The sequence below is a fragment of the Thalassotalea ponticola genome, assembly GCF_041379045.1.
GTDB lineage: Bacteria > Pseudomonadota > Gammaproteobacteria > Enterobacterales > Alteromonadaceae > Thalassotalea_A > Thalassotalea_A ponticola.
Genome location: NZ_CP166871.1, coordinates 1,528,691 through 1,554,476 on the forward strand (window position 1 = coordinate 1,528,691; position 25,786 = coordinate 1,554,476).

The 25,786-nt window shown below is 44.7% G+C and carries 14 protein-coding genes; 11 read left to right on the forward strand and 3 right to left on the reverse strand.

Annotation, left to right across the window (positions count from 1 at the left end; translation table 11 throughout):
• The first annotated feature begins 28 nt into the window (after positions 1–28).
• From rhlP to pyrD, 9 genes are all read left to right on the forward strand, one after another.
• Positions 29–901 carry a rhombotarget lipoprotein gene (rhlP, locus tag ACAY30_RS06530; RefSeq protein ID WP_290251598.1) on the forward strand — a complete coding sequence of 291 codons (873 nt, stop codon included), beginning with the start codon at positions 29–31 and terminating at the stop codon, positions 899–901.
• Between the two features lie 51 nt (positions 902–952).
• Positions 953–1,342 carry an MAPEG family protein gene (locus ACAY30_RS06535; RefSeq protein ID WP_290251599.1) on the forward strand — a complete coding sequence of 130 codons (390 nt, stop codon included), beginning with the start codon at positions 953–955 and terminating at the stop codon, positions 1,340–1,342.
• A gap of 1,352 nt (positions 1,343–2,694) precedes the next feature.
• Positions 2,695–5,271, forward strand: coding sequence for an aminopeptidase N (gene pepN, locus ACAY30_RS06540; protein WP_290250234.1), 2,577 nt, complete (start codon positions 2,695–2,697; stop codon positions 5,269–5,271).
• A 502-nt stretch (positions 5,272–5,773) separates the two neighbouring features.
• Positions 5,774–7,804, forward strand: a complete 2,031-nt coding sequence (locus ACAY30_RS06545; protein WP_290250235.1) for a DUF1302 domain-containing protein — start codon at positions 5,774–5,776, stop codon at positions 7,802–7,804.
• 8 nt (positions 7,805–7,812) lie between these two features.
• Positions 7,813–9,177, forward strand: a complete 1,365-nt coding sequence (locus tag ACAY30_RS06550; protein ID WP_290250236.1) for a DUF1329 domain-containing protein — start codon at positions 7,813–7,815, stop codon at positions 9,175–9,177.
• 138 nt (positions 9,178–9,315) lie between these two features.
• The gene (locus tag ACAY30_RS06555; protein WP_290250237.1) at positions 9,316–10,317 is read left to right on the forward strand and encodes a YCF48-related protein; all 1,002 of its coding nucleotides are present in this window, start codon (positions 9,316–9,318) and stop codon (positions 10,315–10,317) included.
• Positions 10,317–12,641 (forward strand): RND family transporter, encoded by a 2,325-nt coding sequence (locus ACAY30_RS06560; protein ID WP_290250238.1) that lies wholly within the window; start codon positions 10,317–10,319, stop codon positions 12,639–12,641. The genes ACAY30_RS06555 and ACAY30_RS06560 overlap by 1 nt, the downstream gene beginning before the upstream one ends.
• 353 nt (positions 12,642–12,994) lie before the next feature.
• Positions 12,995–17,842 (forward strand): NAD-glutamate dehydrogenase, encoded by a 4,848-nt coding sequence (locus ACAY30_RS06565; protein ID WP_290250239.1) that lies wholly within the window; start codon positions 12,995–12,997, stop codon positions 17,840–17,842.
• A 115-nt stretch (positions 17,843–17,957) separates the two neighbouring features.
• The gene (gene pyrD, locus ACAY30_RS06570; RefSeq protein WP_290250240.1) at positions 17,958–18,968 is read left to right on the forward strand and encodes a quinone-dependent dihydroorotate dehydrogenase; all 1,011 of its coding nucleotides are present in this window, start codon (positions 17,958–17,960) and stop codon (positions 18,966–18,968) included.
• A 162-nt stretch (positions 18,969–19,130) separates the two neighbouring features.
• Here pyrD and ACAY30_RS06575 read toward each other — a convergent pair whose 3' ends face one another.
• From ACAY30_RS06575 to ACAY30_RS06585, 3 genes are all read right to left on the reverse strand, one after another.
• On the reverse strand, positions 19,131–19,664 hold the full coding sequence (locus tag ACAY30_RS06575) for a hypothetical protein (RefSeq protein ID WP_290250241.1): 534 nt from the start codon (positions 19,662–19,664) through the stop codon (positions 19,131–19,133).
• Between the two features lie 229 nt (positions 19,665–19,893).
• Entirely contained in the window at positions 19,894–21,567 is a 1,674-nt protein-coding gene (gene asnB, locus ACAY30_RS06580) for an asparagine synthase B (protein ID WP_290250242.1), read from the reverse strand.
• 316 nt (positions 21,568–21,883) lie between these two features.
• The gene (locus ACAY30_RS06585) at positions 21,884–23,560 is read right to left on the reverse strand and encodes a M28 family metallopeptidase (protein WP_290250243.1); all 1,677 of its coding nucleotides are present in this window, start codon (positions 23,558–23,560) and stop codon (positions 21,884–21,886) included.
• Positions 23,561–23,768: 208 nt separating this feature from the next.
• On the opposite strand from ACAY30_RS06585, the gene ACAY30_RS06590 reads away from it, so the two are divergent.
• Together ACAY30_RS06590 and ACAY30_RS06595 are read left to right on the forward strand one after the other, a co-directional pair.
• Positions 23,769–24,548, forward strand: coding sequence for an ATP-binding cassette domain-containing protein (locus tag ACAY30_RS06590; protein WP_290250244.1), 780 nt, complete (start codon positions 23,769–23,771; stop codon positions 24,546–24,548).
• Complete coding sequence (locus ACAY30_RS06595; protein WP_290250245.1) at positions 24,548–25,750, forward strand: ABC transporter permease; 1,203 nt, start codon at positions 24,548–24,550, stop codon at positions 25,748–25,750. Before ACAY30_RS06590 ends, ACAY30_RS06595 begins: the two co-directional genes overlap by 1 nt.
• Positions 25,751–25,786: the final 36 nt, after the last annotated feature.

Below are 25,786 nucleotides of genomic sequence, written 5' to 3' on the forward strand. Positions count from 1 at the left end.
AATGTTTTTACCAAACAGGTGAGTCATTATGGGCAAACAACATCTACGTGCGTCAACACTCTTGCTACTCGTTGCAGTAGGAGCATTGTCAGCTTGCGCCAGTAAACAAACACGACACAAGAGCAGTGTTGTCGACTATCTTTATCCCACCTCTGCAGAAATGGCCGTTGAACCAACGATACCAACACTCACCTTACCACTAAAAGTTGGTATTGCGTTTGTGCCAGAGCAGGTTTCACAGTATCGCGGTGCGAACATGTGGTCAGGAGTGGCCGGTGGTGGCATGCTGACAGAAGCGGAAAAATCAAACTTACTTGAGAAGGTAGCCGATAATTTTCGCCAATACGATTTTGTTAGCGCGATTGAAGTTATCCCATCGGCGTATCTTACACCCAAGGGCAGCTTTCAAAACCTTGAACAGATCAAAACGATGTACGGTACCGATGTGATCGCACTGGTGTCTTATGATCAGGTTCAATTTACCGACGAAGGCTTGCTCTCGTTAACCTACTGGACGCTGGTAGGTGCCTACGTTATTTCGGGTGAGAAGAACGACACTAGCACCATGCTCGATACCGCAGTCTACGACATTCGCAGCAAAGCGTTGTTGTTTCGAGCACCGGGTACAAGCAACATTAAAGGTCGGTCTACACCGGTTAACTTAAGTGAAGAGCTACGCAGCGATAGCCGCGAAGGCTTCGAGCAAGCAGCACAGGTAATGACTCAAAATCTAGACAATCAATTAGCAAAGTTTAAAGAGACTTTAAAAGCTGATCCAAGTAAAGCCAATATTGTTCATAAACAAGGATACTCAGGAAGCGGTTCACTTAACCTCACCGTTTTATTACTGCTTTTTTGTGTTCCGTTCAGATCTACACTGCGCACAAGACTGCGTGGGTGATATAAGCGGCTAAGTGACCTGAAAGCTTAAGAGATTAACTAGGAGAATACATTGAACACATTGATAATCAGTTTGATATTGGCAGCCTTGCTACCTTTTATCGCCAAGATACCGTTAGTCGTTGCTATGCACAAGGCCGGAGGTTACGACAATAAGCACCCCAGACAACAACAAGCGAGTTTAACCGGGTTTGGCGCGCGGGCGCTAGCGGGTCATCAAAATGCATTTGAGTCGCTGATTATTTTTGCCCCAGCAATTGCTCTTGCTGTAGCAACAGGGACGACAGGTGATGCGGTTCAAACATTGGCACTAATGCACATTGTGTTTAGAGTGGTATACCATGTTCTGTATTTGGTTAATGTAAGTACCTTGCGTTCAATTTCTTGGCTATTGGCGATAGGGTGTTCGTTTGCGATTATGTGGCATTGCATCGCCAGCTAAACTAAGAGCGTGGAACATCTGCGATTGTTCAGATCTTGAACGTAGTGGAGCGAACATTTGAAGAGTCGCCATTTGCAGATGTTAAGGCCGGTAACGTGTATCGCTGTGTCTCGTGTATTGCCGTATCGGCCTGAGAAGTAGGCTTATTCCATACGAACTTTTTGAAAGAAAAAATGGTTTTCTGTTTGTGCTTGAATAAACCTGTCAATAACCGCTACGGGCACATTTGCGCCTGTCGGATAAGTATATAAGTTATTGATTAATAAATGCAGTGGCGAACGTCTGTTGCGAGCGATCAACGGTCGGTTTAGTAATACCGATAATTATCATTTAATAAAACGTGGAATAATTCCGTGTTTCATGGATATTTCCACTTATTGCAACTGTTATGAGGATCAAAAGAGTGTTAGAGGACGTCAAGAATGCTTTTCATTTTGCGTTTGACAAATTCAGCCCGATTTTGGTCGGATGGACAATCGGCTTATATTTCTTAGGCGCTTTTTCATCTCCTGAGAATATTGACAATACTCATATAGCAAATTTTGATCGCTTTATAACCCTTTGTTTAATTTGTTTTGGTTTAGCCTTTTTATTTAAGCTTTTTAAGTTGCGCAGATCCCCATAACAAGGCAATAAAGTCATGGACGCAAAACAGTTGGCTGCGCTCGTGCCTCGCTTATTTTAGCCAACTATTTTGCGCCACTTATTGAGGTGTTATTACCTCGAAACCAGCGTATATTAGCAATTGCTAACGGGCAGAAAATGGCACAAAACGGCCGGTCAAGACACATCGAAACTGAAGGAGATCCCATCCAAAACCATGATGGGATGACGGCTTAATTTTCTGATTTAGTTAATGACTCTGAATGGCACAAAGCTGCCGGTCAAGACACATCGAAACTGAAGGAGTTCCCATCCAAAACCATGATGGGATGACGGTTTAATTTTTCTGATTTAGTTAATAACTCTTAATGGCACAAAGCTGCCGGTCAAGCTACATCGAAACTGATAGAGATCCCATCCAAAAGCATGATGGGATGACGCTGAATTGTTTCTAATTATGTGAGCGACTTTGAATGGCACAAAGCTGCCGGTCAAACCACATCGGAACTGAAGGAGATTCCATCTGAAAACATGGTGGAATGACGATGTTCTTTTTCTCATATTGTGACTGGCTCTGAATTGCACAAAGCAACCACAATGTACCACGTCAACAATTGTCACTAAAGAGGCCAAAAACTTACAGCAACGATCCCCGCATTGCGATAGTTTAGCTTTGTCACAGTTGCATTAACTAACAGGGTAGGTAGAATCAAAGCAACACAATATTATTAAAAACATCTCTTTGTTATATGAGCGAATTTACCCCACGTTACTTAAAAGATTATCAACCGCCTTTATATCGCATAGCTACGGTTAACTTACAGATTGAACTCGAAGACCGTGACACTAAAGTTACCAATACTATGCAGATAGAGCGTCAAGGTGAGCATAACAAGCCGTTAAAACTCGATGGTGAAAAACTAACGTTACTTTCGGTATCTGTTGATGGTGTCGAATTATCCCCATCTGCTTATCAATTAACAGACAGTGAACTTTGTATTGCCGTTGACAAAGCGAGCTTTCAATTAACTATCGTCAATGAAATTAACCCTCTCGACAATACTGCCTTAGAAGGTATTTATAAATCGGGTGATGCGTTCTGTAGTCAGTGTGAGGCAGAAGGTTTTCGTCGTATTAGCTATTATTTAGATCGCCCCGATATCTTAGCCACGTTTACCACTAAAATTATCGCCGAAAAGCAAAAGTATCCGTATCTTTTAGCGAACGGCAATAATATCGACAGTGGCGATCTTGATAACGGTTATCACTTCGTTACTTGGCACGATCCGTATCCCAAGCCTTGTTATCTGTTTGCCTTAGTCGCAGGTGACTTTGATTTACTAGCTGATTCGTATACCACCCGATCGGGTCGACATGTGGCACTCGAATTATTTGTCGATAAAGGCAATTTAAGCCGTGCACAACATGCAATGGACAGCCTGAAGAAATCAATGCAGTGGGATGAACAAGTGTTTGATCTCGAGTACGACCTTGACGTGTATATGATTGTCGCGGTCGATTTTTTCAATATGGGCGCAATGGAAAATAAAGGGTTAAACATCTTCAACTCGAAATATGTGCTAGCGGACGAGAAAAGTGCCACTGATGACGACTTCTTTAACATTGAAGCGGTAATTGCCCACGAATATTTTCACAATTGGACCGGTAACCGAGTCACTTGTCGAGATTGGTTCCAGCTGAGTTTAAAAGAAGGCTTAACTGTTTTTCGCGATCAACAATTTAGCGCTGACATGCACTCAGGGGCGGTAAACCGAATCCGCAATGTTCGCTTGCTGCGCTCACAACAGTTTGCCGAAGACGCGGGCCCGATGGCGCACCCTATACGTCCGGAAAAAGTTCTCGAAATGAATAATTTCTACACCTTAACGGTATACGAAAAAGGTGCAGAGGTTATTCGTATGATGCACACTATTTTGGGAGAGCAGGGCTTTAAAGACGGTATGGCGTTGTATTTTCAACGCCACGATGGGCAAGCGGTAACCTGCGATGACTTTGTCAGTGCGATGAGTGATGCAACTGGGGTTGATTTGTCGCTGTTTAAACGTTGGTACGCGCAATCGGGGACGCCAATAATTGATGTCAGCGATCACTATGACGACGCGCATCAGCGTTACAGTATGACTATTGCGCAGCGTCATCCGGATACTGCTGATGGACAACCCAAGCGCGATTTACACATTCCCATCAACGTAGAATTGTTGGTTGAAAGTCAAGTCAGAGATAAGCAATTATTGCAATTGACTCAAAGCGAGCAAACATTTGTCTTTGAAGGCATTACCAGTAAACCAGTCCCCGTTTTACTGGGCAATTTCAGTGCGCCGGTTAAATGTTTTTACGATTACAGTGATGATGATTTACTCGATATTATCGTCAATGCTGACGATGCGTTTAACCGTTGGGACGCGGGCCAGCAAGTTTTTGCTCGTCAGATAATGCAACTGCTACAAGAGCAGACCCATCGCGTCCCCGATACAGTGCTTTCTGCCTTGCAACGCATTTTAGTGGAAGACGGCGATAACGCACTGCGCGCAGAGCAGTTAACGATACCTGATTTTCAGCAGTTGGCGGATATGTTACCGTTTGTCAATCCACAACACTTAGTTGGAGCGCTTGAACAACTTCACTTGCAAATAGCGCAGCGGTTAGCGACCGACTTTGAACATCGCTATCACACGTTAACCAGTTCGACATTTGCCAAGGACGGAGTGGCGATTGCTAATCGCGCACTCAAAAACGTCTGCTTACACTACCTAGGTTACACCGACAAGGGCAATGATATTTGCCGACAACAATTTATCTCGGCCGATAATATGACCGATGAAATCGCTAGTTTACACGTTGCTTGTGTGCACAATTTACCGTGTAAACAAACAATGTTAGATGAGTTTGAACGCAAGTGGCAGAACAATAGTTTGGTCATGGATAAGTGGTTTATGTTGCAGGGTCGTCAAGATACAGACGAGGTAATTAACAGTGTCAAAGCGCTCATGCAACATCGTTTGTTTAGCTTGAAAAACCCCAATCGAGCTCGCGCGCTGATCGGTGGCTTTAGTCAAGGTAATGCCAAGCACTTTCACCGTGGTGATGGTCAGGGCTATCGCTATTTAGCCGACCAGATCATTGCCTTGAACGCGATCAATCCGCAAGTTGCATCACGTCTAATTACGCCGTTAATCCAATACAAATCGTTTTCACAAGATCACCAAAAATTGATGCTGGCTGAGCTTGAACGGATTGCTAAATTGGAAGGTTTAAGTCGCGATTTGCAAGAAAAAGTTAACGCTGCGTTGCAAATAAGTGCCTAAAAACACACAACTTAACTGGTCAGACCTATCTTGCTTAGTGTCAGTCATCGCATAAAAAAATTTTTTTACAATTCGATGACTAATTTAGAGTGAATACTTTAAACGCGAGATAGGTCGTTGACTTTACAAGTTTTGTTGTGAACTTCTTAAACCCCGTGTAAATAAACTTATCTGATATTTTTATGTGGTTTTAAACGCTTGTTTTAAATGTATGGACGAGATAAATAAACCAATAACGCAAGTCTATGAATTTACGTGCGCTTGTGCGCTATTATTTTGTGTTGCTTAGATGTTAGAATAGTGCAATCATTGTTTGAGTTTCACTCGAACTGGAGTGTGTTGATCTTTGCTTTTTTAACGGCGTTGACGTGTATAGTCGTCAACGAACCTTAGTGTACTGAACAGAAGGTACTTAGGTGTTGTAAAAAAGTAGAGCTCAGCATGCTCACTAAAAAAATAGCTAATAATAAACAAAAGTTTTAAAACTCTCGGGGATTAATACATGAAACCAAGTTCTTTGCGTAAGTTTGGTCAAAGCCCGGTTGCTAAGAGTGTGGCAGCGGGTCTGCTAATGCTTAGTGCCATGCCAGCCCAAGCGATCAGATTTGATTTAGGTGAATTTGAAGTATCGTTTGATTCAACGTTCTCATATGGTGAAAGTTACCGCGTTGAAGATCGCGATTGGAATGGCACAATAGCTAAATCCAATAACCTAAATAACAACCTTGATTGGATGAACAACGCGTATTCACAAGGCGAAATCTGGGCGCTACCAGGTTCTTATTCAAGTAACGGTGATTTGGGTAACTTGAACTATGATTCGGGCGAGGCGTTCTCCAAAACCCTTAAAGGCTCCCATGATTTAGATATCCGTTACGCGGGTGAAAATGGTGACTACGGTTTCTTTGGTCGTGCGATGTACTTCTACGATTTTGAAATGATGGACAGCAGTCGCCCGTATACCAATCCTTTGACAGGACAAGAATACAGTCCTTGTGACGACGAAGATGCAAAAGATGAAATCTGTCGTGACATTCGCTTACTTGATGCGTTTTTATATGCCGATATGTACGTCGGTGACGTACCGGTCAGTGTGCGTATCGGTGACCAACTTATTGGTTGGGGTGAGTCGACATTAATCGCGCATGGTATTTCCGAAATCAACCCGATTGACATCGCCCGTTTGCGCGCCCCTGGTGCCGAGCTTAAGGAAGCCTTTATCCCATTTGGTTCGGTTTGGGCATCAGTTGGTGTCACCGAGAACTTCAATATCGAAGCGTTTTATCAATACCGCTGGGAAGAAACCATTTTGCCAGCACCGGGTAGCTACTTTTCAAGTAATGACTTCGCAGGCTCTGGTGGCTACAACAATAATATTCAATTGGGCTTTGGCGGTACCGCAGATATTAATTTAGATGCACTTATCGCTAAGTTAAATGAATTCGGCAGTACGTTAACCGGCACCCAAGCCGATGCTGCGCGTTTGGGTGAGTACGTTGGCTTAGCTCGTTTAGCAACCTTAACTGAGAAGAATGACAAGGCCAAAATGGAGCCTGAAGACGGCGGTCAATACGGTGTTAAATTTGGCTATTTCTTTCCAGAGTTAAACGACACCGAGTTGGCGTTGTACTACATCAATTATCACTCGCGTCGTCCATTGATTTCCGGTCAAACAGCGAACTTTGGTACGCCAGCGCTGATTCAAGACTTACAGACCCTTGGTGGCGGTATAACCGAAGATAACATCACCGATTTGAATGCCTTTGCCAAGGCTAAGTTTGTGTTTCCTGAAGACATCAACTTATACGGTTTAAGCTTCAATACTACGGTTGGTTTAACTTCGGTTGCTGGTGAGGTGACCTATCGTCAAGACGAACCATTGCAAATTGACGATGTAGAGTTGTTGTTTGCGGCAGTACCTGAGCAATTGGCAAATGCGGGTTTGGCGCCACTTGGCGACCTATCGCAAATGAAAGGTATTGGCCCAGGTGAATTAGCGCAAGGTTATATCCAGCTCGATACAGTGCAAGCACAAATGACGTTCACCCATTTGTGGGGACCAACATTTGGCGCCGGTCAATTTACCACCTTACTTGAAGTTGGTGGTATCAGCATTAAAGACATGCCAGCTGAAGACGTATTGCGTCTCAACGGTCCTGGCGGCGCACGTTCAGGCACGAGCATTACAGAAGACGGTAGAATGGCGTTATTCGGCGGTACCGAAACCAATCCATTCCCAACGGATTCTGCTTGGGGCTACCGCATATTAGCAAGCCTTGATTACAACGACGTATTTATGGGTATTAACATGAAACCTCGCGTCGTATTTTCTCATGATGTTGACGGTATTACGCCGGATCCATTGTTCTTATTTGTTGAAGATCGCAAGTCGATTTCTGCTGGCGTAACCTTTGATTATCAAAATCGTTGGTCGGCGGCTATCAACTACAATGCATTTTACGGTGGCGTTGGCACGACCAACCAATTAGCTGATCGCGACTTTGTATCGTTTAACATTAAATATTCAATCTAGAGGTAAACATGAAAAAATTGACAAGCTTATCTTTAGCTGTGACGCTGGCACTTTGTTCAGCGTCTGCATCTGCTAAGGTTTCGCCTGAAGAGGCTGCCAAGCTAGGTAAAGAACTTACCCCGATGGGCGCAGAGGCTGGCGCTAACGCCGATGGCTCTATTCCAGCTTGGACTGGTGGTATTACTCAAGCCCCAGCGGGTTATAAAGTAGGTGACCACCACCCAGACCCGTATCCAACCGACAAGGTACAATATACGGTAACGGCACAAAACGCTGCGCAATACAAAGACGTCTTGACGCCAGGCCAAATGAAGTTGTTTGAGCTGTACCCAGACACCTTCAAGATGAATGTATATCAAACTCGTCGCAGTGCATCGTACCCACAACACGTGTACGATGCGACGCGCGAAAACGCGACTCGCTCAGAGTTAATTCGCGACGGTAACGGTATTACTCAAGCAGCGGTAGGTGTACCGTTTCCAATCCCTAAAAATGGTTTAGAAGTTATTTGGAACCACACCTTGCGTTATCGCGGTGAAGCGATCACTCGTGAGGGTGGCCAAGCGGCGCCAACGGCCTCGGGTGATTACACCTACATCGGTTTTGACGAGGCGTTGATGCTTCCTTACGGGACCAAAGGCGCAAGCCCAGCTGACCTTGAAAAGACCAATATTCTGTTCAAGTTTAAGCAAAAAGTATCAGAGCCAGCGCGCTTAGCCGGTACGGCATTATTGGTTCACGAAACGATGGACCAAATCAAAACACCGCGTCAAGCGTGGACTTATAACACCGGTCAACGTCGTGTACGTCGTGCACCAAACGTTGCGTATGACGCCCCAGGCACAGCATCAGATGGCTTGCGCACTACCGATGACTTTGACATGTTCAACGGTGCGCCAGATCGCTATACATGGGAACTAAAAGGCAAACAAGAGCTTTTGATCCCGTATAACGATTACCGTTTGCACAGCGATGCGGTTAAATACTCGGACATTTTAACACCTGGCCACATCAACCCGGATCTAGTGCGCTATGAAAAACATCGCGTTTGGGTGGTTGAAGCGAAGTTAAAAGACAATACTAGCCACGTGTACAAAAAACGCGTGTTCTACATTGATGAAGACAGTTGGCAAGTATCTGTCGCTGATATGTACGACAACCGCGATGAACTCTATCGCGTAGCGCAAGCACATGGCCTTAATTATTACGAGTTGCCAGCGCAATGGTCTACACTTGAGGTGTATCACGATCTGAACTCTCGTCGTTATCTTGCTATTGGTTTAGATAATGAACATGACATGTATGACTTTTCTCCGAGTTTACAAGACCGTGACTTTACTTCTTCGGCATTACGTCGTGAAGGTCGTCGCTAACCACGAATAAGAAAGGCATAAACGGTTGGCCTAGCCAGCCGTTTTTTTTGCTTTATAAACGACTCATCGGATGACTTTTAACATCATTTCGATGGGCTTTACTAAAAGTGCATACAAACAGAGTAGGTACAACGTTTAATGAATAAAACAATTTCTGCATGTCTGATAGCAATATCGCTAGTGCTATCGAGTGTTGGCGTTGCTAATGAGTCACAAATGCAGCCACTGGCAAGTAAATCGCTGTTACTTGACGTGGTGAAAATCAACGATACAACCTTATTAGCCGCCGGTGAAAGAGGGCATATTTTAATGTCAACGGACGGCATTACATGGCAACAAAAGAGCGTTCCAACCCAATCAACCATCACCAAGCTATTTTTTCTCGATGAGATGACCGGCTGGGCTGTCGGCCACGATGCGGTAATATTGCACACGCAAGATGGCGGTCAATCATGGCAACTACAAAGTTTTCAGCCAAAGCTACAACGCCCGTTACTGGACGTGATCTTCTTCGATAAAAACCACGGTATTGCTGTGGGTGCGTACGGCTTTATGCAACGCACTAACGACGGTGGCAAAACGTGGCAGGCCGAATATCACCTCGAGCTACTAAACGAAGACGACCAGTTGTATTTAGAGGATCTCAAACAAGAAGATCCGGAGTTTTACCAGATCGAAATTGGCAGTATCTTACCGCATTTTAACGCACTGTATTTACACCAAGGGCAATTGTTTTTAGCTGGTGAAAAAGGGCTTCTAGCAAAAAGCCTTGATCAAGGTAAAAGCTGGCAATTACTCGATGAAATTTACATTGGCTCATTCTTCGATATTCGCGTCATCAATGATTCGCTGTTACTAGCATCGGGTTTGCGCGGTAATTTATTTTTCAGTGAAGACCTTGGCGAGCAATGGCAACAGGTAGATGTGGATTCTATCGCGTTGCTCAATAACATTGTCGTTGCCGACAATGGTCGTGTATTTGTGTTGGGTAATGCAGGTGTGGTGTTGACCAGTGATGACGGTAAAACATTTCGCCTGCGTACAGAAGAAGATGGTAAGGCGTTGATGTCGGGTGTCTGGTTTGACAACAAACTGGTTGTGGCATCAGAAGTAGGGATCAAGGCTCTGGATAATCAATAATGATAGTAAAACAATTTTTAGACATGCTAGAACGCAACCTGTTTCGCTTTCGCTTTACAGTGTTGGGTATTTTTCTTTTTATAACCGGTTATTTATTGGCTCAGGCGACCAACATTCGCCTTGATGCGTCGTTTGAGAAAAACATCCCTTTGCAACACAGCTATATGCAAACCTATTTAAAGCATCAAAACGATTTTGGTGGTGCGAATAACGTATTAATATCGGTGTGTAATAGCGAGGGCGATATCTTTAACGAGTCGTTTTTCAATACCCTTAAAGGCGTACACGATCAGTTGTTCTTTATTCCGGGGGTAAATCGCACACTGGTTAATTCTCTTTACTCGCCGTCAACTCGGTTTGTCGAGGTTGTCGAAGATGGCTTTGCTGGCGGGCCAGTTATTCCGGCAGACTTTCAAGCCACCGAACAAGGCTTAGCGACGGTTAAGAGTAATATTGAAAAAGCCGGTATTGTTGGCTCTGTGGTATCAGACGATTACAGTTGTGCCATGGTCAAAGCGTCACTGATGGAGATCAATCCGGATACAGGGGAAAAGCTCGACACATTAAAACTTGCCAAACAGCTGGAAGATGAGATTCGCGGCAAATACGAGAAAGACAACATCAGTATCCACATTATTGGTTTTGCCAAAATGGTGGGGGATATTGCTGACGGCGCTAAAGGCGTTGTCACTTTCTTCGCTATCGCCATCGCCATTACAGCAGTGATGGTTTACCTGTTTTGTAACTCGATCACCTTAACTATATTGCCAATAGTTTGTTCGCTTATTGCGGTTATTTGGCAAATGGGACTGTTGACGCTACTCGGCTTTGGCCTTGACCCGATGTCGATACTGGTGCCGTTTTTGGTGTTTGCTATCGGTGTCTCTCACGGGGTTCAGATGATCAATGCGATATCAAAAGAGGTCGCTCATGGAGCCCACGCAAAACAAGCGGCACAAACCGCGTTTCGTCGTCTGCTGTTACCCGGTGGAATTGCGTTATTATCGGATACCGTTGGCTTTTTAACCCTGTTGGCGATTGATATCGGCATTATTCGCGAGTTGGCGATAACGGCTTCCTTGGGTGTTGGCTTAATTATTTTTACCAACCTTGTATTATTACCGGTACTGGTATCATTTGTGCGCTTTGACCAACAAGCGCTGCAGCAAATAGAGCGCAATGCCGATCACAAGTTGATGAATCGCATATTGTGGAAAAAAGCAGCGTTCGTTAGCTCGCCTAAGGCTGCCGGTGTCATTTTAGCGGTTACTGCGGTAATGTTTGTCTGGGGTTTGTATCAAAGCCAGAAGCTAAAAATTGGCGATTTACACGCTGGCGCGCCAGCATTACACCAAGATTCTCGCTACAATCAAGATACCTTCTTAATTACCGATAAGTACGCGATTAGTGTTGATTACATGTCTGTGGTTGCTGAAACATATAGCGACTCATGTATCAATCACGATGTATTATCGACAATGGATGAGATGCAGTGGCGCCTAGAGAACATTGATGGTGTTCAATCGGCAGTGTCGTTGGCAACGGTCGCTAAAAAAGTAAATTCTAACTTTAACGAGGGTAACAAGCGTTGGCAGGTATTACCGCGCAATTCCTCGTCACTGGTACAGGCTATTGCCTTAGTGCCGACAACAAGTGGTTTACTCAATACCGATTGCAGTGCGATGCCAATTATTCTGTTCATGGAAGATCACAAAGCTGAAACCATTGAACGGGTGGTTGCGGCGGTAAAAGAAAACACCGCAGAACTCAATACCGATGATATTCAGTTTAAATTAGCCTCTGGCCCAGTTGGCGTTATGGCGGCGACTAATGAGGCCGTAGCCGAAGCGCAATTGCCAATGATGCTTTACGTATACGCTGCGGTCACTTTGTTGTGTTTAATCAGCTTCCGTTCAATACGAGCAACCATTGTTATTATCGTGCCCTTGTACGTGGTCTCAACGCTGGCACAGGCACTGATGACCTATCTTGATATTGGTTTGACGGTATCGACCTTACCGGTTATTGCCTTGGGTGTGGGTATTGGTGTTGATTACGGCATTTATATCTTGTCGACCATGAGCTCTCGAATCAAACGCGGTGAAACCATGGCACAAGCGTATTTAGGCGCATTAAAAGAGCGCGGTAGTGCGGTGTTAATCACCGGTGTGACCTTGGCTATCGGCGTATCAACGTGGTTTTTCTCAGACCTCAAGTTCCAAGTAGATATGGGTATTCTATTGACCTTCATGTTCTTGGTAAATATGTTGGCGGCTATCATTATATTGCCAGCCCTTTCAACGTTTTTATGGCGTAAAAATTAATCCGCTCAAAAACGCTAATTTTGCATAACTAATCATGAAAATGGCCGTATGGCCATTTTCTATTTAGGCCAGTTGAATAGAATATTGTTAACTGTTAACACTGTGCTTACAATTGGTATTTTTACTCTAAAAAAGTTCTCGCAATCCCCTAGTTTTCTTAATAGAATTCGCACCGTAGTCTATCCTAATAGCTATCCAATAGAATAATTGGAAAAATGCAAAGCACGTCCTTGTATTTTGTCGTGAAAGTTTAGAACAAGAATTACAAACACCAGCAACCGGCCAAAATTATATCGTTATCGTTGTTGCCGGTGTAGGTTAGAAAACATTTCGCCAAACTGAGGGGAATATTTATGGCGTCATTTGATAATCACTCTTCTGTACTTTTTAGTAACGTGACGAAACTGATCCGTGAAAAAGTACCTGCCGAAACGGCACCCTTGCTAGAACAATTCACCTCACTGTTTTATCACAATCTATCAGCTGATGACTTAGCCGGTCGCAACGAGAGCGATGTTTACGGCGCTACGTTAAGTTTGTGGAAAGCGTTAAATTCACGCGAGAATGACAATGCGTTTATTCGCGTGTTAAACCCTGAAGTATCGAAGCACGGCTGGAAATCGAGCCATACGGTTATTGAAATCATTTTAAAAGACACACCGTTTTTAGTCGATTCTACTCGAATTGCGCTAAATCGCTTAGGCTTATCACCGCATCTCATTGTCAATTGCCCAATGAAAATAGTGCGTGATTACAACAATCAAGTATCGGCGCTAGGCGATGCGACAAAAGAGCTTAAAGAAAGTACCACGGAAACCGTGTTCTTTATTGAAATTGATCGTTTAACGACACAAAAACAAATCGATCAACTAACTCAAGAGCTAGACTCTGTGTATAAAGATGTTTGGTCAACGGTTAACGATTGGCAAGCATTAACCGATAAGTTTAAAGGTGCAATTGCTCATTTAGAAACATCCAAAGCCCAATTTGATCAAGACGATTACCGAGAGAGCAAAGAATTTCTCGAATGGTTACTCGACAACAACTTTACCTTTATGGGTTATCGCTATTACGAAGTGAAAAAAGTTAAAGGCGATGTGGCGTTGCAAGCCGACCGCCAGTCAGGATTGGGCCTGATGCGCGACTCCGATGAAAAAACGGCAACGCGTATGGTAAATAGCCTACCTGAAAAAGCCCGTGAAATTGCACTGGGTAACAACATTTTGATTTTGACCAAAACCAACAGTAAGTCGCGAGTACACCGTCCGGCTCACATGGATTACATTGGTATCAAACGATTTGACGAGCAAGGACACGTCATTGCTGAAGAGCGCTTTTTAGGGTTATTTGGCAGTGCGTTTTACAATGACAGCGCGCTTAATCTGCCGATCATTCGCCATAAGGTACAACGCGTCTGCCAAGCATCGGGCTTTGCGCCAAATTCTCACGCCTATAAAACCCTAATCAATATCTTAGAGACGTATCCTCGTGATGAGATCTTGCAGTCGAGTATTGACGAGTTAGTTAAAACGGTGAAGGGCGTTTTACAAATGCAAGAGCGCGACGTTAGTGGCTTATTTGTTCGTCGTGATGTATTTGACCGTTTCTATTCGTGTATGGTCTACGTGCCGCGCGAGCGTTACAACACGCAACTGCGTATCGATACCCAAAAAATATTACAAGCAGCCTTTGGAAGTGAACATGAAGTTGAGTTCAATACTTTCTTCTCGGAATCTGTCCAGGCCCGTACTCACTACATTGTCCGAGTGGACTCAACAAAAGCAGATATAAACGTGAAAGAAATTGAACGCAACTTAAATGAAGCAGCCCGCAGTTGGGATGATAAATTTTTCGATGCACTTAAAGCCAATAAAGGCGAAGTAAGAGGTAAAGCTCTGGCGCGTAAATACGCGAGCTTTGCTCAGTCGTACAAAGACGAAGTGTTACCGGGCACGGCGATTGTTGATATCGATAAGCTTGAAGCGATTAGTGATAACAACCCTCTGGAAATGTTGTTTTATCAGCCATTAGAAGAAAAGGCAGACAGTCGTTTTGTTAAGTTGAAACTGTTTCACAAAGGCGAACCTCTGCACTTATCTGATGTGCTACCGATGCTGGAAAACTTCGGTTTACGGGTGATCGGTGAAAGTCCATATATGGTTCGTTCTGACGACGGCGAGATGTATTGGATTTTAGATTTCTCAATGCTATTAACGGGCCACAAAACGTTTAATCTTGAACAAGTTCAAGCGTTATTCCAAGATGCATTTGCCAAAGTGTGGCATGGTGAATTAGAAGACGATGGCTTTAACAAGCTGATTTTAGGTGCTGGTTTAGCTGGACGCGAAGTCTCAATTTTACGTGCCTATGCCAAGTATCAACAGCAAATTGGCAGTACCTTCTCGCAAAGTTATATCGAGTCAACATTTACCCGTTACCCAAATTTCGCCGAGTTATTGGTTCAGCTATTCAACTTGAAATTTGATCCAAAGGGCAAGTCAACGCAAAAAGCCATTACTAAAGTCGTTGAAACGATTGAAACATCGCTTGACGCGGTTGCGAGTTTGGATGATGACCGCATTATTCGACGTTACGTAGAAATCATGAACGCGACTATGCGCACAAACTATTATCAGAAAGATGAGCAGGGCGTAGATAAATCGTACATGTCATTTAAGCTGATGCCTGAATTGATCCCTGAGATGCCAAAACCACTGCCGAAATACGAAATTTTTGTATATTCGCCTCAAGTTGAAGGTGTTCACTTGCGCGGTGGTAAAGTGGCTCGTGGTGGTTTGCGCTGGTCAGATCGCCGTGAGGACTTTAGAACCGAAGTATTGGGCTTGGTGAAAGCACAGCAAGTAAAAAATACCGTTATTGTACCGGTTGGTGCCAAAGGTGGATTTTACTGTAAGCAATTACCGCTTGGTGGTACTCGACAAGAGATTTTTGAGGCTGGACGCGAGTGCTATAAGACATTTATCCGCGCCTTGTTAGACATTACTGATAATATTGTCGGTGGTGAAGTGGTACACCCTGATTCGGTGATTCGCTTAGACGAAGACGACACCTATTTAGTGGTCGCAGCCGACAAGGGCACGGCAACGTTTTCGGATACCGCCAATGAAATCGCTGAAGAGTACGGCTTTTGGTTAGGTGACGCCTTTGCCTCTGGTGGGTCTGTTGGTTATGACCACAAGAAAATGGGGATTACCGCCAAAGGTGCTTGGGAGTCAGTTAAGCGTCACTTTAGAGAAATTGGTGTGAACTGTCAGACCACAGACTTTACCGTATTGGCTGTAGGTGATATGGGCGGTGACGTATTTGGTAACGGCATGCTGTTATCAAAACACATCTGTTTGCAAGTGGCATTCAACCACATGCACATCTTTATCGATCCAACGCCAGATTCTGCGTCGAGTTACGTTGAACGCGAGCGCCTGTTTAATTTACCGGGTTCAAGCTGGGACGATTACAACCGCGATCTTATTTCTGAAGGCGGTGGTATTTTCTCTCGCGCTGAGAAATCAATCAAACTGACCCCACAAATGAAACAAATGCTGGGGACCAAAAAGTTATCACTTTCGCCAAATGAATTGATTCAACACGCGTTGAAAATGAAAGTCGACTTAATCTGGAATGGCGGTATTGGTACCTACATTAAAGGGTCGAAAGAAAGCCACGCGGAAGTGGGCGATCGAGCCAATGACGTACTTCGCGTAAACGGCAGTGAAGTGCAGGCCAAAGTCATCGGTGAAGGCGGTAACTTAGGTTGTACTCAACTGGGTCGTATTGAATACACCAGCAATGGTGGACGCATGAACACCGACTTTGTTGACAACGTCGGTGGTGTTGATTGCTCTGATAACGAAGTTAATATTAAGATCCTGTTAAACACCTTAGTGGCAAATGGCGATTTAACCATTAAACAGCGCAATAACTTACTTTACGACATGACGGATGATGTAGAGCGCATTGTTTTAGAGGACTGTTATCACCAGACGCATTCAATTTCTATCTCAGAAGCTCGTGGTGCTAAGAAATTAAAAGAGCAACAGCGATTTATTCACCATTTAGAGCGTCACGGTAAGCTAGACCGCGCTTTGGAGTTTATTCCAAGCGACGAAGAAATGGTTGAGCGAATGGCTCGCGGTCGCGGCTTAACTCGCCCTGAAATTTCAGTGCTTATCGCCTACGGTAAAATGGTACTGAAAGAAGAGTTATTGGTCGATGAAATCAATGATGACCCGTACTTGAACAAGCTATTGATCACCGCATTTCCAGAGCAACTGCAAAAGCTTTACAAGCAACAAATGCAGTTACACCCACTGCGCGGTGAGATTATTGCGACTCGCCTTGCCAACGACTTGTGTAATTACATGGGCTCAAACTTTGTGGTTCGCATGCAAGAAGAAACGGGTGCGGATAGCGCTGAAGTTGCTAAGTGCTTTACCATTGCCAGTGCGATTTTCGAGTTAGAGCAAACGTGGTCGCAGATCACTGAATTAGACAACAAGATCGAAGCATCGGTACAAACCGAAATGTTATTTGAATTGCGTCGAAACGTGCGTCGTGCAACGCGTTGGTTGTTGCGTCATCGCAACAAGGCGATGACCATCGAGCAATCTATCGATTTCTTTGCGCCAAGCTTTGCAGTGCTTAGTGCTAATTTAGATAAGTTCATTGATGCAAAAGAAGCAAAAGGCTTAAACGACACCAAAGAACAGCTGAAAGAGCGCAAGGTTCCGGCGAAGATCGCCCAGCGAATTGCACAGTTGTCGACCTTGTTCTCAACCATGGACATCGCCCAGATCGCAACGCAACAGGAGCGTGATGTTCCGTTAGTTGCTGCGCTGTATTACACCATTGGTGTGCGCCTTGAATTGCATTGGTTCCTTGATCAAATCACCAAGCAACCGGTAGACAATCACTGGCAAGCGTTGGCGCGTGCGTCGTTTAGAGAAGAGCTCGATTGGCAGCAACGCGAATTGACCTCTGCGATTCTGCGTCAACACCCTGACAGTAAAGATATCGATGCGATGATCGATGATTGGGTAGCGCGTTGTGAACAACCATTAACTCGTTGGCGCCAAGTGCTGGCTGATTTTAAAACCAGCAAAACCCACGAATTTGCCAAATTCTCAGTTGCATTGCGCGAGCTGATGATGCTGTCACATCACAATGACCACGCATCTAGCTAAGTGAGCTCAGTTGCTGGTTTTTATCGACAATAAATGATGTTAAACTCCCCGCGCGCCGGGGAGTTTTTTTATCGCCCCATTTATACGACCTATTTGACGACAAAATTGAGATATCATGCTTTATTCACTTGCTCGTAATGTTTTATTTAAAATGAGTCCAGAGCAGGCTCACGACTTCACCATTAATATGATGAAAAAACCGGCTGCGTGTGCGATGAAGGGCCTTTATGGCGCTAAAGTCAAGTCGAAGCCTGTTACTGTGATGGGAATTGAGTTTCCAAACCCGGTTGGACTTGCCGCTGGATTAGACAAGAACGGCGAGTGTATTAACGGCTTTTCAGCATTGGGTTTTGGTTTTATTGAAGTCGGAACGGTAACACCTCGCCCTCAGCCAGGTAACCCAAAACCACGCATCTTTCGCTTGCCTGAGGCCGACGCGGTCATCAATCGCATGGGCTTTAATAACCATGGTGTTGATTACCTCGTTGAACAGGTAAAACGCGCAAACTTCAACGGCGTACTGGGCATTAATATCGGTAAAAATAAAGATACCGCCGAAGAAAATGCCAAAGATGATTACATTCATTGTATGCAGAAAGTATATGAGTATGCCTCGTATATCACGGTCAATATTTCTTCACCGAATACGCCTGGCTTACGCGATCTTCAGTACGGCGATGCGTTAAACAATCTGTTGTCGGCGCTAAAAGAAGAGCAGACAAAGTTAGCACAAACGCATCAGAAATACGTCCCACTAGCGGTCAAAATTGCCCCTGACTCAACAGCCGAAGAAATTAACGGTATAGCAGAGTGCCTGCTTGCCAATGGCATTGACGCGGTTATCGCCACCAATACCACTCTTAGTCGTGAAGGGGTAGAGGGGCTTGAGCACAGCGAGGAAATGGGCGGACTTAGCGGCCTTCCGGTACAACAAAAGAGTACCGACGTTATCCGCACTCTTGCCAATGCACTTGACGCCAAAATACCGATCATAGGTGTTGGGGGGATCAACAGTGCTGCATCAGCAAAAGAAAAGCTTGATGCGGGTGCGAGTCTGGTGCAAGTCTATACTGGATTTATTTATCAAGGGCCGAGTTTGATCAAAGATATCGTTGACGCGCTTTAGCGAACAAACGGCAAGCATCAGGTCATTTGGAGTCAGCCTGCGCTAGCGCAGGCTGACTCATTAAGTCGTCAACAGCAACCGCTAGCGTGTCACCTTATCACTTTTCAATCGAGGTCATGGGCGCCGCCTTGTTGCCTTGGTCAACCAACACATGTCACGCTATTACTGCGATTTTGGCTCAGCGATATTGCCGAAGTAGTAATAAATGGTCCACTGCGATTTAAATACATTACCACTTGGCACAGCATGCGCGGCAAGCTTCGCCGAAGACTTGTCTGAGCTGAATTCTATTTTATAGCCTTGGTTATCCGCTTTTGTGCTTTCACTCGAGATCCAGTCGTTACTCAAACACCGCTTAGCCGTGGCTTTGGCATTATTAAAGTATTGATCGATGACTTGTTTATTCGGCGCGCTTAAACTGCAGGCGTAGGTGTATTTTTCAGTGCCCCATGCCCAAATCTGACAGCTTTCTCCAACAAGGTGATATTTTGCTTTCCACACCTGACTTAGTTTTAAGTTACTTTGCTCTAGTTTAAGTCGGTCAAAATTATTGTCGTACTCTTTGAGAAGGGCGTTTATTTTTTCGCAAGGATCGGTTAGCGATATAGGCGGCTGGGAGTTACTGCTATCGTTGATAGAGCAACTTGACAGGGTACAGCAACACAACAAAGTGGTGAGATGTTTCGATACGCTCATTCGCCTTGTATCCTTATTCGGTATTGACGGTTGGTTAGTCTATTACTGGCTCGTTTTTACACGTTTAGCAAAGCTTATACGAGCCAATTGCTGCTTGCAGTTTTTCCCAATAAAAACATCGCCATACTGCACAACGCAATTATTTAGACTGCGTATTAAAGTATAGTGGAAGTTTTAGTGTAAACGCAGTGATTAACACCAGCGCAATATCAGTGCGTTTACCACTCGCTTAGACCGTTTTATAACCTTGATTGTGTACGCTGCTGACCGCCCGCCCTGACGGATCGGCCATGTCGTTAAAGGCTTTGTCCCAAGCCAGCGCTGCTTCGGTTGAGCAGGCCACCGACTTTCCGCCCGGTACGCACTGGGCGGCACTGTCAAGTGGAAAGTGTTGTTCAAACAGAGTGCGATAGTAATAGGCCTCTTTGGTTTGTGGGGTGTTGTGAGCAAACTTAAAGCCGGCATTGGCAAGTTGCTGATCACTGACCTCTTGCTCCACCAACACTTTAAGGCTGTCAATCCAATTGTAACCAACGCCGTCTGAAAACTGCTCTTTTTGGCGCCACAATATTTCTTCGGGTAAATAGCCATTAAATGCACTGCGCAGCACGTGCTTTTCAATGCGGCCGTCTTTACACATTTTATCTTCAGGGTTGATGCGCATCGCGGTATCTAAAAAGCTTTTATCTAAAAACGGTACGCGCGCTTCAATTCCCCAAGCCGCCATCGCTTTATTGGCTCGCAAACAATCAAACATGTGTAACGCGTTGAGTTTACGCACTAGCTCTTGATGAAATTCTTTTGCATTTGGGGCTTTGTGAAAATACAAATAGCCACCAAATATTTCATCCGCACCTTCGCCTGACAACACCATTTTTATGCCCATGGCTTTAATTTTTCGCGCCATCAAGTACATTGGCGTCGAGGCGCGAACGGTGGTGACATCATAGGTTTCTAAGTGATAAATGACTTCCTTAATGGCGTCGAGTCCGTCTTGGACGGTAAAAGTAATGCTGTGATGAACGGTACCTATGGCATCGGCAACTTTTTGTGCGGCGAGTAGATCGGGGGAGCCCTCAAGACCGCAGGCAAAGGAGTGTAACTTGGGCCACCAAGCATCGGCTAAATCGTTTTCTTCAACCCGTTTACCGGCAAACTTTTGGGTAATAGCCGAAACTAGCGATGAGTCTAAGCCACCGGACAACAATACGCCGTAGGGAACATCCGTCATCAAGTGACTTTTTACACTGGTTTCAAGTGATTCGCGCAACGCAGTGATATCGGTTGTATTGTTCTCGATAGCACTATACGCTTGCCAATCGCGTTGATAATAACGCTCGAGCTTGCCTTTTTTACTACTTAAGTAGTGTCCTGGCGGGAATTCACTTACGGTTTTGCACACCCCAATCAAAGCTTTCATTTCTGATGCAAGGTAAAAGTTGCCGTGCTCGTCATAGCCGGTATACAAAGGAATAATACCAAGGTGATCGCGGGCGATTAGGTAACTGTTGTCAGTTTGATCGTAAAGGCAAAACGCAAACATACCGTGCAAGCTATCAATAAAGGCCTCTTGCTGTTGTTGATATAACGGCAAAATCACTTCACAGTCTGATTGTGTTGCAAAGTGATAATCACTCGCTACTGTGGCTTCAAGCGCTTTGTGATTATATATCTCACCGTTAACGGCAAGCACTTGCTGGCGACTCTCACTATACAGAGGCTGGGCGCCGTTAGTAGTGTCAACAATGGCTAAACGCTCGTGCACTAAAATCGCGTGTTCATTGGCAAATATGCCAGACCAGTCTGGGCCGCGATGGCGCATCAGGCGAGATTGCTCGATAGCCGTGGCGCGAAGGGCAGAGGCATCAGATTTAATGTCTAAAATACAAAATATTGAACACATAAGTTTACTTCCTGTATAGGCAACGGATACATTTCATCGACTGGTCAGTGGCTAGTGTGATGCGACACCGACGCAAAAAAACAACTTAACCAAACGTGCTGTAAATCACTTCGTCAACAATCGCCATACGTGCTTTCATTGTTGTGTTGGCGCGTCACATTTAGTCACTTTAGTTATGTTGTGCTGGTTTTTTATACCGAACATGCGATGTGTCATCGGAGTACAGACAAAAAAAGCATGAGAGAATTACTCCCATGCTTTTACGTTGTGCTATTTAGCCTAAAAAATCAATAGCAAATACGATAAATTAGACTATTTATTCAACTTTTTCTGTGCGTTTATTAGACTGTGTTGTCGGGCGCTGAAACTCGCTATTTTTAGACCACTTCGGCCAATCAGTTGAGTTTGCTAATTGATAAATGACATCAAAGTGTACTTTTGCATCGTCTTCTGCGCCACTTAAGTCCCAGTTGGGGTTGTACTCATCACATGTTTGGTGATAACAAGCGCGCATTTTCGGTAGCACCTTTTGTCGGTACGCTTTGGTTTTTTCATCGATTGGCTCACTGCCGCCGCCAGCGTACAACGCAGGCACACCAACTTTGGCGAAATTAAAGTGATCTGAGCGATAATAGCTACCTGCCGCAGGGTTAGTCTCTGTCACTAATCGGCGGTTTTGTTTTTTCGCTGCGGCGTTCAAATAGGTCTCTAATTCCGATTTACCCAGGCCTCGTACCTCTAAGTCGGAAACGCGACCCAGAATATTCATACTGTCAATGTTGAGTACACCAACGGTATTTTTAAGGCTGTAGATCGGGTTTTGAGCGTAGTATTTAGAGCCCAGCAAACCTTGTTCTTCCGCGGTAGTCGCCAGCACCGTAATTGAGCGCTCAGGACGTTGTTCAAGTGATGCCAACGCTTTAGCGATTTCTATAATACCTGCGATACCGGTGGCATTATCGTGAGCACCATTGTAGATGGTATCGCCGTCTAATGAGCTATCTTCGCCGATGTGATCCCAGTGGCCGGTCAATAAAATTCGTTCGTCAGCTCGTTTTGAACCTTCTAGATTGGCAATGAAGTTGTACGAGGTTGAATTTTTTATCGAACTTTCAACCCGAGCGGAAGCGGTTAGACCAAGTGATTTATTCACCGGTCCGATCATCGCTTTGTTTTTGTATTCAGTAAAGTCCAAGCCAGCTTGAGCGAATAGCGCCTTAGTGGCATCGAGGGTAAGCCAGCCTTCTAATTGAACGCGGTCTTTGCCGCCATCTTCGTCAAACAAAACGTATTGAGGCCCAGTCCAACCGTTCGTTACCACCGACCAAGGATATGATGCGGGGCCCGTTTCGTGAACAATGATTGCCGCTGCAGCGCCTTGACGGCTGGCTTCTTCGTATTTGTAAGTCCAGCGACCGTAATAGGTCATAGCGCTACCGGTAAACAGACTTGGAATTTGCGACGCATAACCGGGATCGTTGACTAACATAACAACCGTCTTGCCTTTGACATCAATGCCTTGATAATCATTCCAGTTGTATTCAGGGGCGTTGATACCATAACCGACAAAAACGATTTCGCTATTGCTGATCTGTTCTAATTTACTCACGCGCGACGTGCCTAACACCATATCGTCAACGTAGTTAAATGACGTGGTTTTACCGTGTCCTTCAACGGTTAGCACCGTGTCGCCAGATGCTGTTATTTCAGATAACTCAACCGCTTGCAAAAAACTGCCATTATTACCCGGTTGCCAGCCTGCTTGCTTGAATTGTGAGGTCAGGTAATCAAGTACCAGTTTCTCACCCTTTGACGTTGGTAATCTGCCGGCGAACTCATCGGATGCGATAGTTTTAATGTGTTGATGTAATTCGCTTGCTTGAATGTTGTTATAGGCCTGTTCAAAGCTTTTTGCTGTTACCAGCGGACTCGCCACCACGCTGGCGCAAATGCCAGAGATCAGGAGTCGGTTAAACGATTTTGTTACCTGCATAGTTATCCTATTCGTTATTTCACTATTATTAATGCTATGGGGTGCTGTAAACGACAAACAATGTACCGTTTTGAGCGAGCGAAATAAAGTCGCACAGAAAAATTTAGCGCAATTTATCTCGGCCTAAACATATTCTCACATCGCTATGGTAAAGCCGTTTACAATTGAGTAACATGAATTCGATTGTGGTGTAATTAGGTCTTAAGTAATGATTTCAGTAGAAAATCTGAGTAAACAGTTTGCCAGTAAAGGCCAATCGTCATCGACGGGGACACAACGCGATCCACGGGATAAAGGCAATATATTCAAGGCACTAGAGGATGTCAGCTTTCATTGTCAAAAGGGACAAGTACTCGGTTTACTGGGCCCTAATGGCGCAGGTAAAACCACGGCGCTGCGAATTTTATCGACCGCGTTAAAGCCAACGAGTGGGCGGGTTGTTGTCAACGATGTTGATGTTCTCAAGGATCCGTTAGTGGCTAAGCAAAAGATCGGTTTTTTGTCAGGCAAGACCGGCTTATATGGTCGTCTCACCGCGCGTGAAAATATCGAATTCTTTGCCCGTTTACACGGCCTTAGCGATAAGTATTTGCAAGGCGATGCAACAGCCATTTATGAAAAGCTCGCGATTACAGAATATTTGGACAGGCGAGTCGAACATCTGTCTACGGGCATGCAACAAAAAGTATCAATCGCAAGAGCCGTCATTCATCAGCCCGAGGTGTTGGTGTTAGACGAACCGACTACAGGCCTTGATATCATGGCCACGCAAACCATTTTGGAGTTTGTGCAATATATGCGCGATCAAGGCAGTGCGGTTATTTTTTCGACACATCACTTGGACGAAGTATCGCTATTGGCCGATCGAGTGTCGGTGATTTTTCAAGGTCGTTCGTGTTTTGACGGGCCGTTAGCGCAATTTAAAGCAAAAGCCAGCGATGGCGATTTACGCAATGCGTTTCTCAATGTATTAAAGGAATCAAATTAATGTGGCAGGTATACATTAAAGAGCTGATCGAATTGTTACGCGATAAAAAAACGCTGTTTTTTATCATTGCGCTGCCATTGGTGATATTTCCCGTTATTTTTGGTTTTATGGGCTTTTTGGGGGCAAAGGCCGCCATTAGCCACAGCGAAAAACAGGTGCGTTATGTGATCGTTAATGCTGATGCTGCACCCGATTTTGCAGAAGTGTTATTTTATCACAATGACTTTGAGTATATCGATCTGCCATTAACGGATGAAGCCAGTTATCGACAAGCGATACAGAGTGACAAAGTTGATATGGTCATTGTCGTCGATGACAATTTCGCCAGCCGCAACGCCACAGCACAACCATCGACGTGGCAATTATTTTACAACGGCGCCAATATTATTGCAGGTAGTCGATTGAAGTTTGACGATGCACTGCAGCGCTACGTCGAGCGCCTACAGCAGCAACAGTGGCAACAATTTGGCGTTGATTTGAATACCTTTGAAGTGTTTAAACAACCCATTGATATCGAAGAATACGACACCGCCGACGATCGAGAAAGCTTGGGCGAGAAGATTGGCGGTTTTATCCCGTATTTGTTAATTCCGCTGTGTCTAACCGGTGCGATGTATCCGGCAATCGATTTAGGTGCTGGCGAAAAAGAACGCGGCACTATCGAAACTTTGTTACTCACGCCAACTTCGCGATTCTCGCTGGTGATGGGTAAGTTTTTGTGTATATTCACCACCGCCATTATGACCGCGGTGATTACCTTGTTATCGATGTTACTGTGGAGTTTTATCGTCGGTAACGTTATGAGTGTGGCGGAAGTTGAAAACGTATTATCTGCGATCAGCATCACTGATTTTATTATGGTACTGCTTCTACTGATGCCAATATGTGCCATTTTTGCTGCCTTATTGCTGGCTATTTCAATATACGCAAGCAGTTACAAAGAGGCGCAAAACTACATGGGGCCATTGACCATACTGGTGATTTTTCCGGTTATTGTCGGCATGACGCCCGGAATTGTACTAAATAATACTTGGGCTTTGGTGCCAGTTGCCAACGTAGCGTTGGCAATGAAGGAGTTACTCAAAGGTACTATGGACTACGCTTTGTTGGTGCCGATATTTTTGTCAACAGGTGTTTTTGCTGTAGCGTCGATTTGTTTTTGTGTGTACTGGTTTAACAAAGAGTCGGTGTTGTTTCGATAAGTGTTAACGGTGTCATTCCAAAGTATTTGTTCAAAG

What these genes read in the sequence shown, in the direction of transcription:
- rhlP (WP_290251598.1), top strand. Translation starts at nt 29, where the DNA reads ATGGGCAAACAACATCTACGTGCGTCAACACTCTTGCTACTCGTTGCA.
- pepN (WP_290250234.1), top strand. Translation starts at nt 2,695, where the DNA reads ATGAGCGAATTTACCCCACGTTACTTAAAAGATTATCAACCGCCTTTA.
- ACAY30_RS06545 (WP_290250235.1), top strand. Translation starts at nt 5,774, where the DNA reads ATGAAACCAAGTTCTTTGCGTAAGTTTGGTCAAAGCCCGGTTGCTAAG.
- ACAY30_RS06550 (WP_290250236.1), top strand. Translation starts at nt 7,813, where the DNA reads ATGAAAAAATTGACAAGCTTATCTTTAGCTGTGACGCTGGCACTTTGT.
- ACAY30_RS06555 (WP_290250237.1), top strand. Translation starts at nt 9,316, where the DNA reads ATGAATAAAACAATTTCTGCATGTCTGATAGCAATATCGCTAGTGCTA.
- ACAY30_RS06560 (WP_290250238.1), top strand. Translation starts at nt 10,317, where the DNA reads ATGATAGTAAAACAATTTTTAGACATGCTAGAACGCAACCTGTTTCGC.
- ACAY30_RS06565 (WP_290250239.1), top strand. Translation starts at nt 12,995, where the DNA reads ATGGCGTCATTTGATAATCACTCTTCTGTACTTTTTAGTAACGTGACG.
- pyrD (WP_290250240.1), top strand. Translation starts at nt 17,958, where the DNA reads ATGCTTTATTCACTTGCTCGTAATGTTTTATTTAAAATGAGTCCAGAG.
- ACAY30_RS06575 (WP_290250241.1), bottom strand. Translation starts at nt 19,664, where the DNA reads ATGAGCGTATCGAAACATCTCACCACTTTGTTGTGTTGCTGTACCCTG.
- asnB (WP_290250242.1), bottom strand. Translation starts at nt 21,567, where the DNA reads ATGTGTTCAATATTTTGTATTTTAGACATTAAATCTGATGCCTCTGCC.
- ACAY30_RS06585 (WP_290250243.1), bottom strand. Translation starts at nt 23,560, where the DNA reads ATGCAGGTAACAAAATCGTTTAACCGACTCCTGATCTCTGGCATTTGC.
- ACAY30_RS06590 (WP_290250244.1), top strand. Translation starts at nt 23,769, where the DNA reads ATGATTTCAGTAGAAAATCTGAGTAAACAGTTTGCCAGTAAAGGCCAA.
- ACAY30_RS06595 (WP_290250245.1), top strand. Translation starts at nt 24,548, where the DNA reads ATGTGGCAGGTATACATTAAAGAGCTGATCGAATTGTTACGCGATAAA.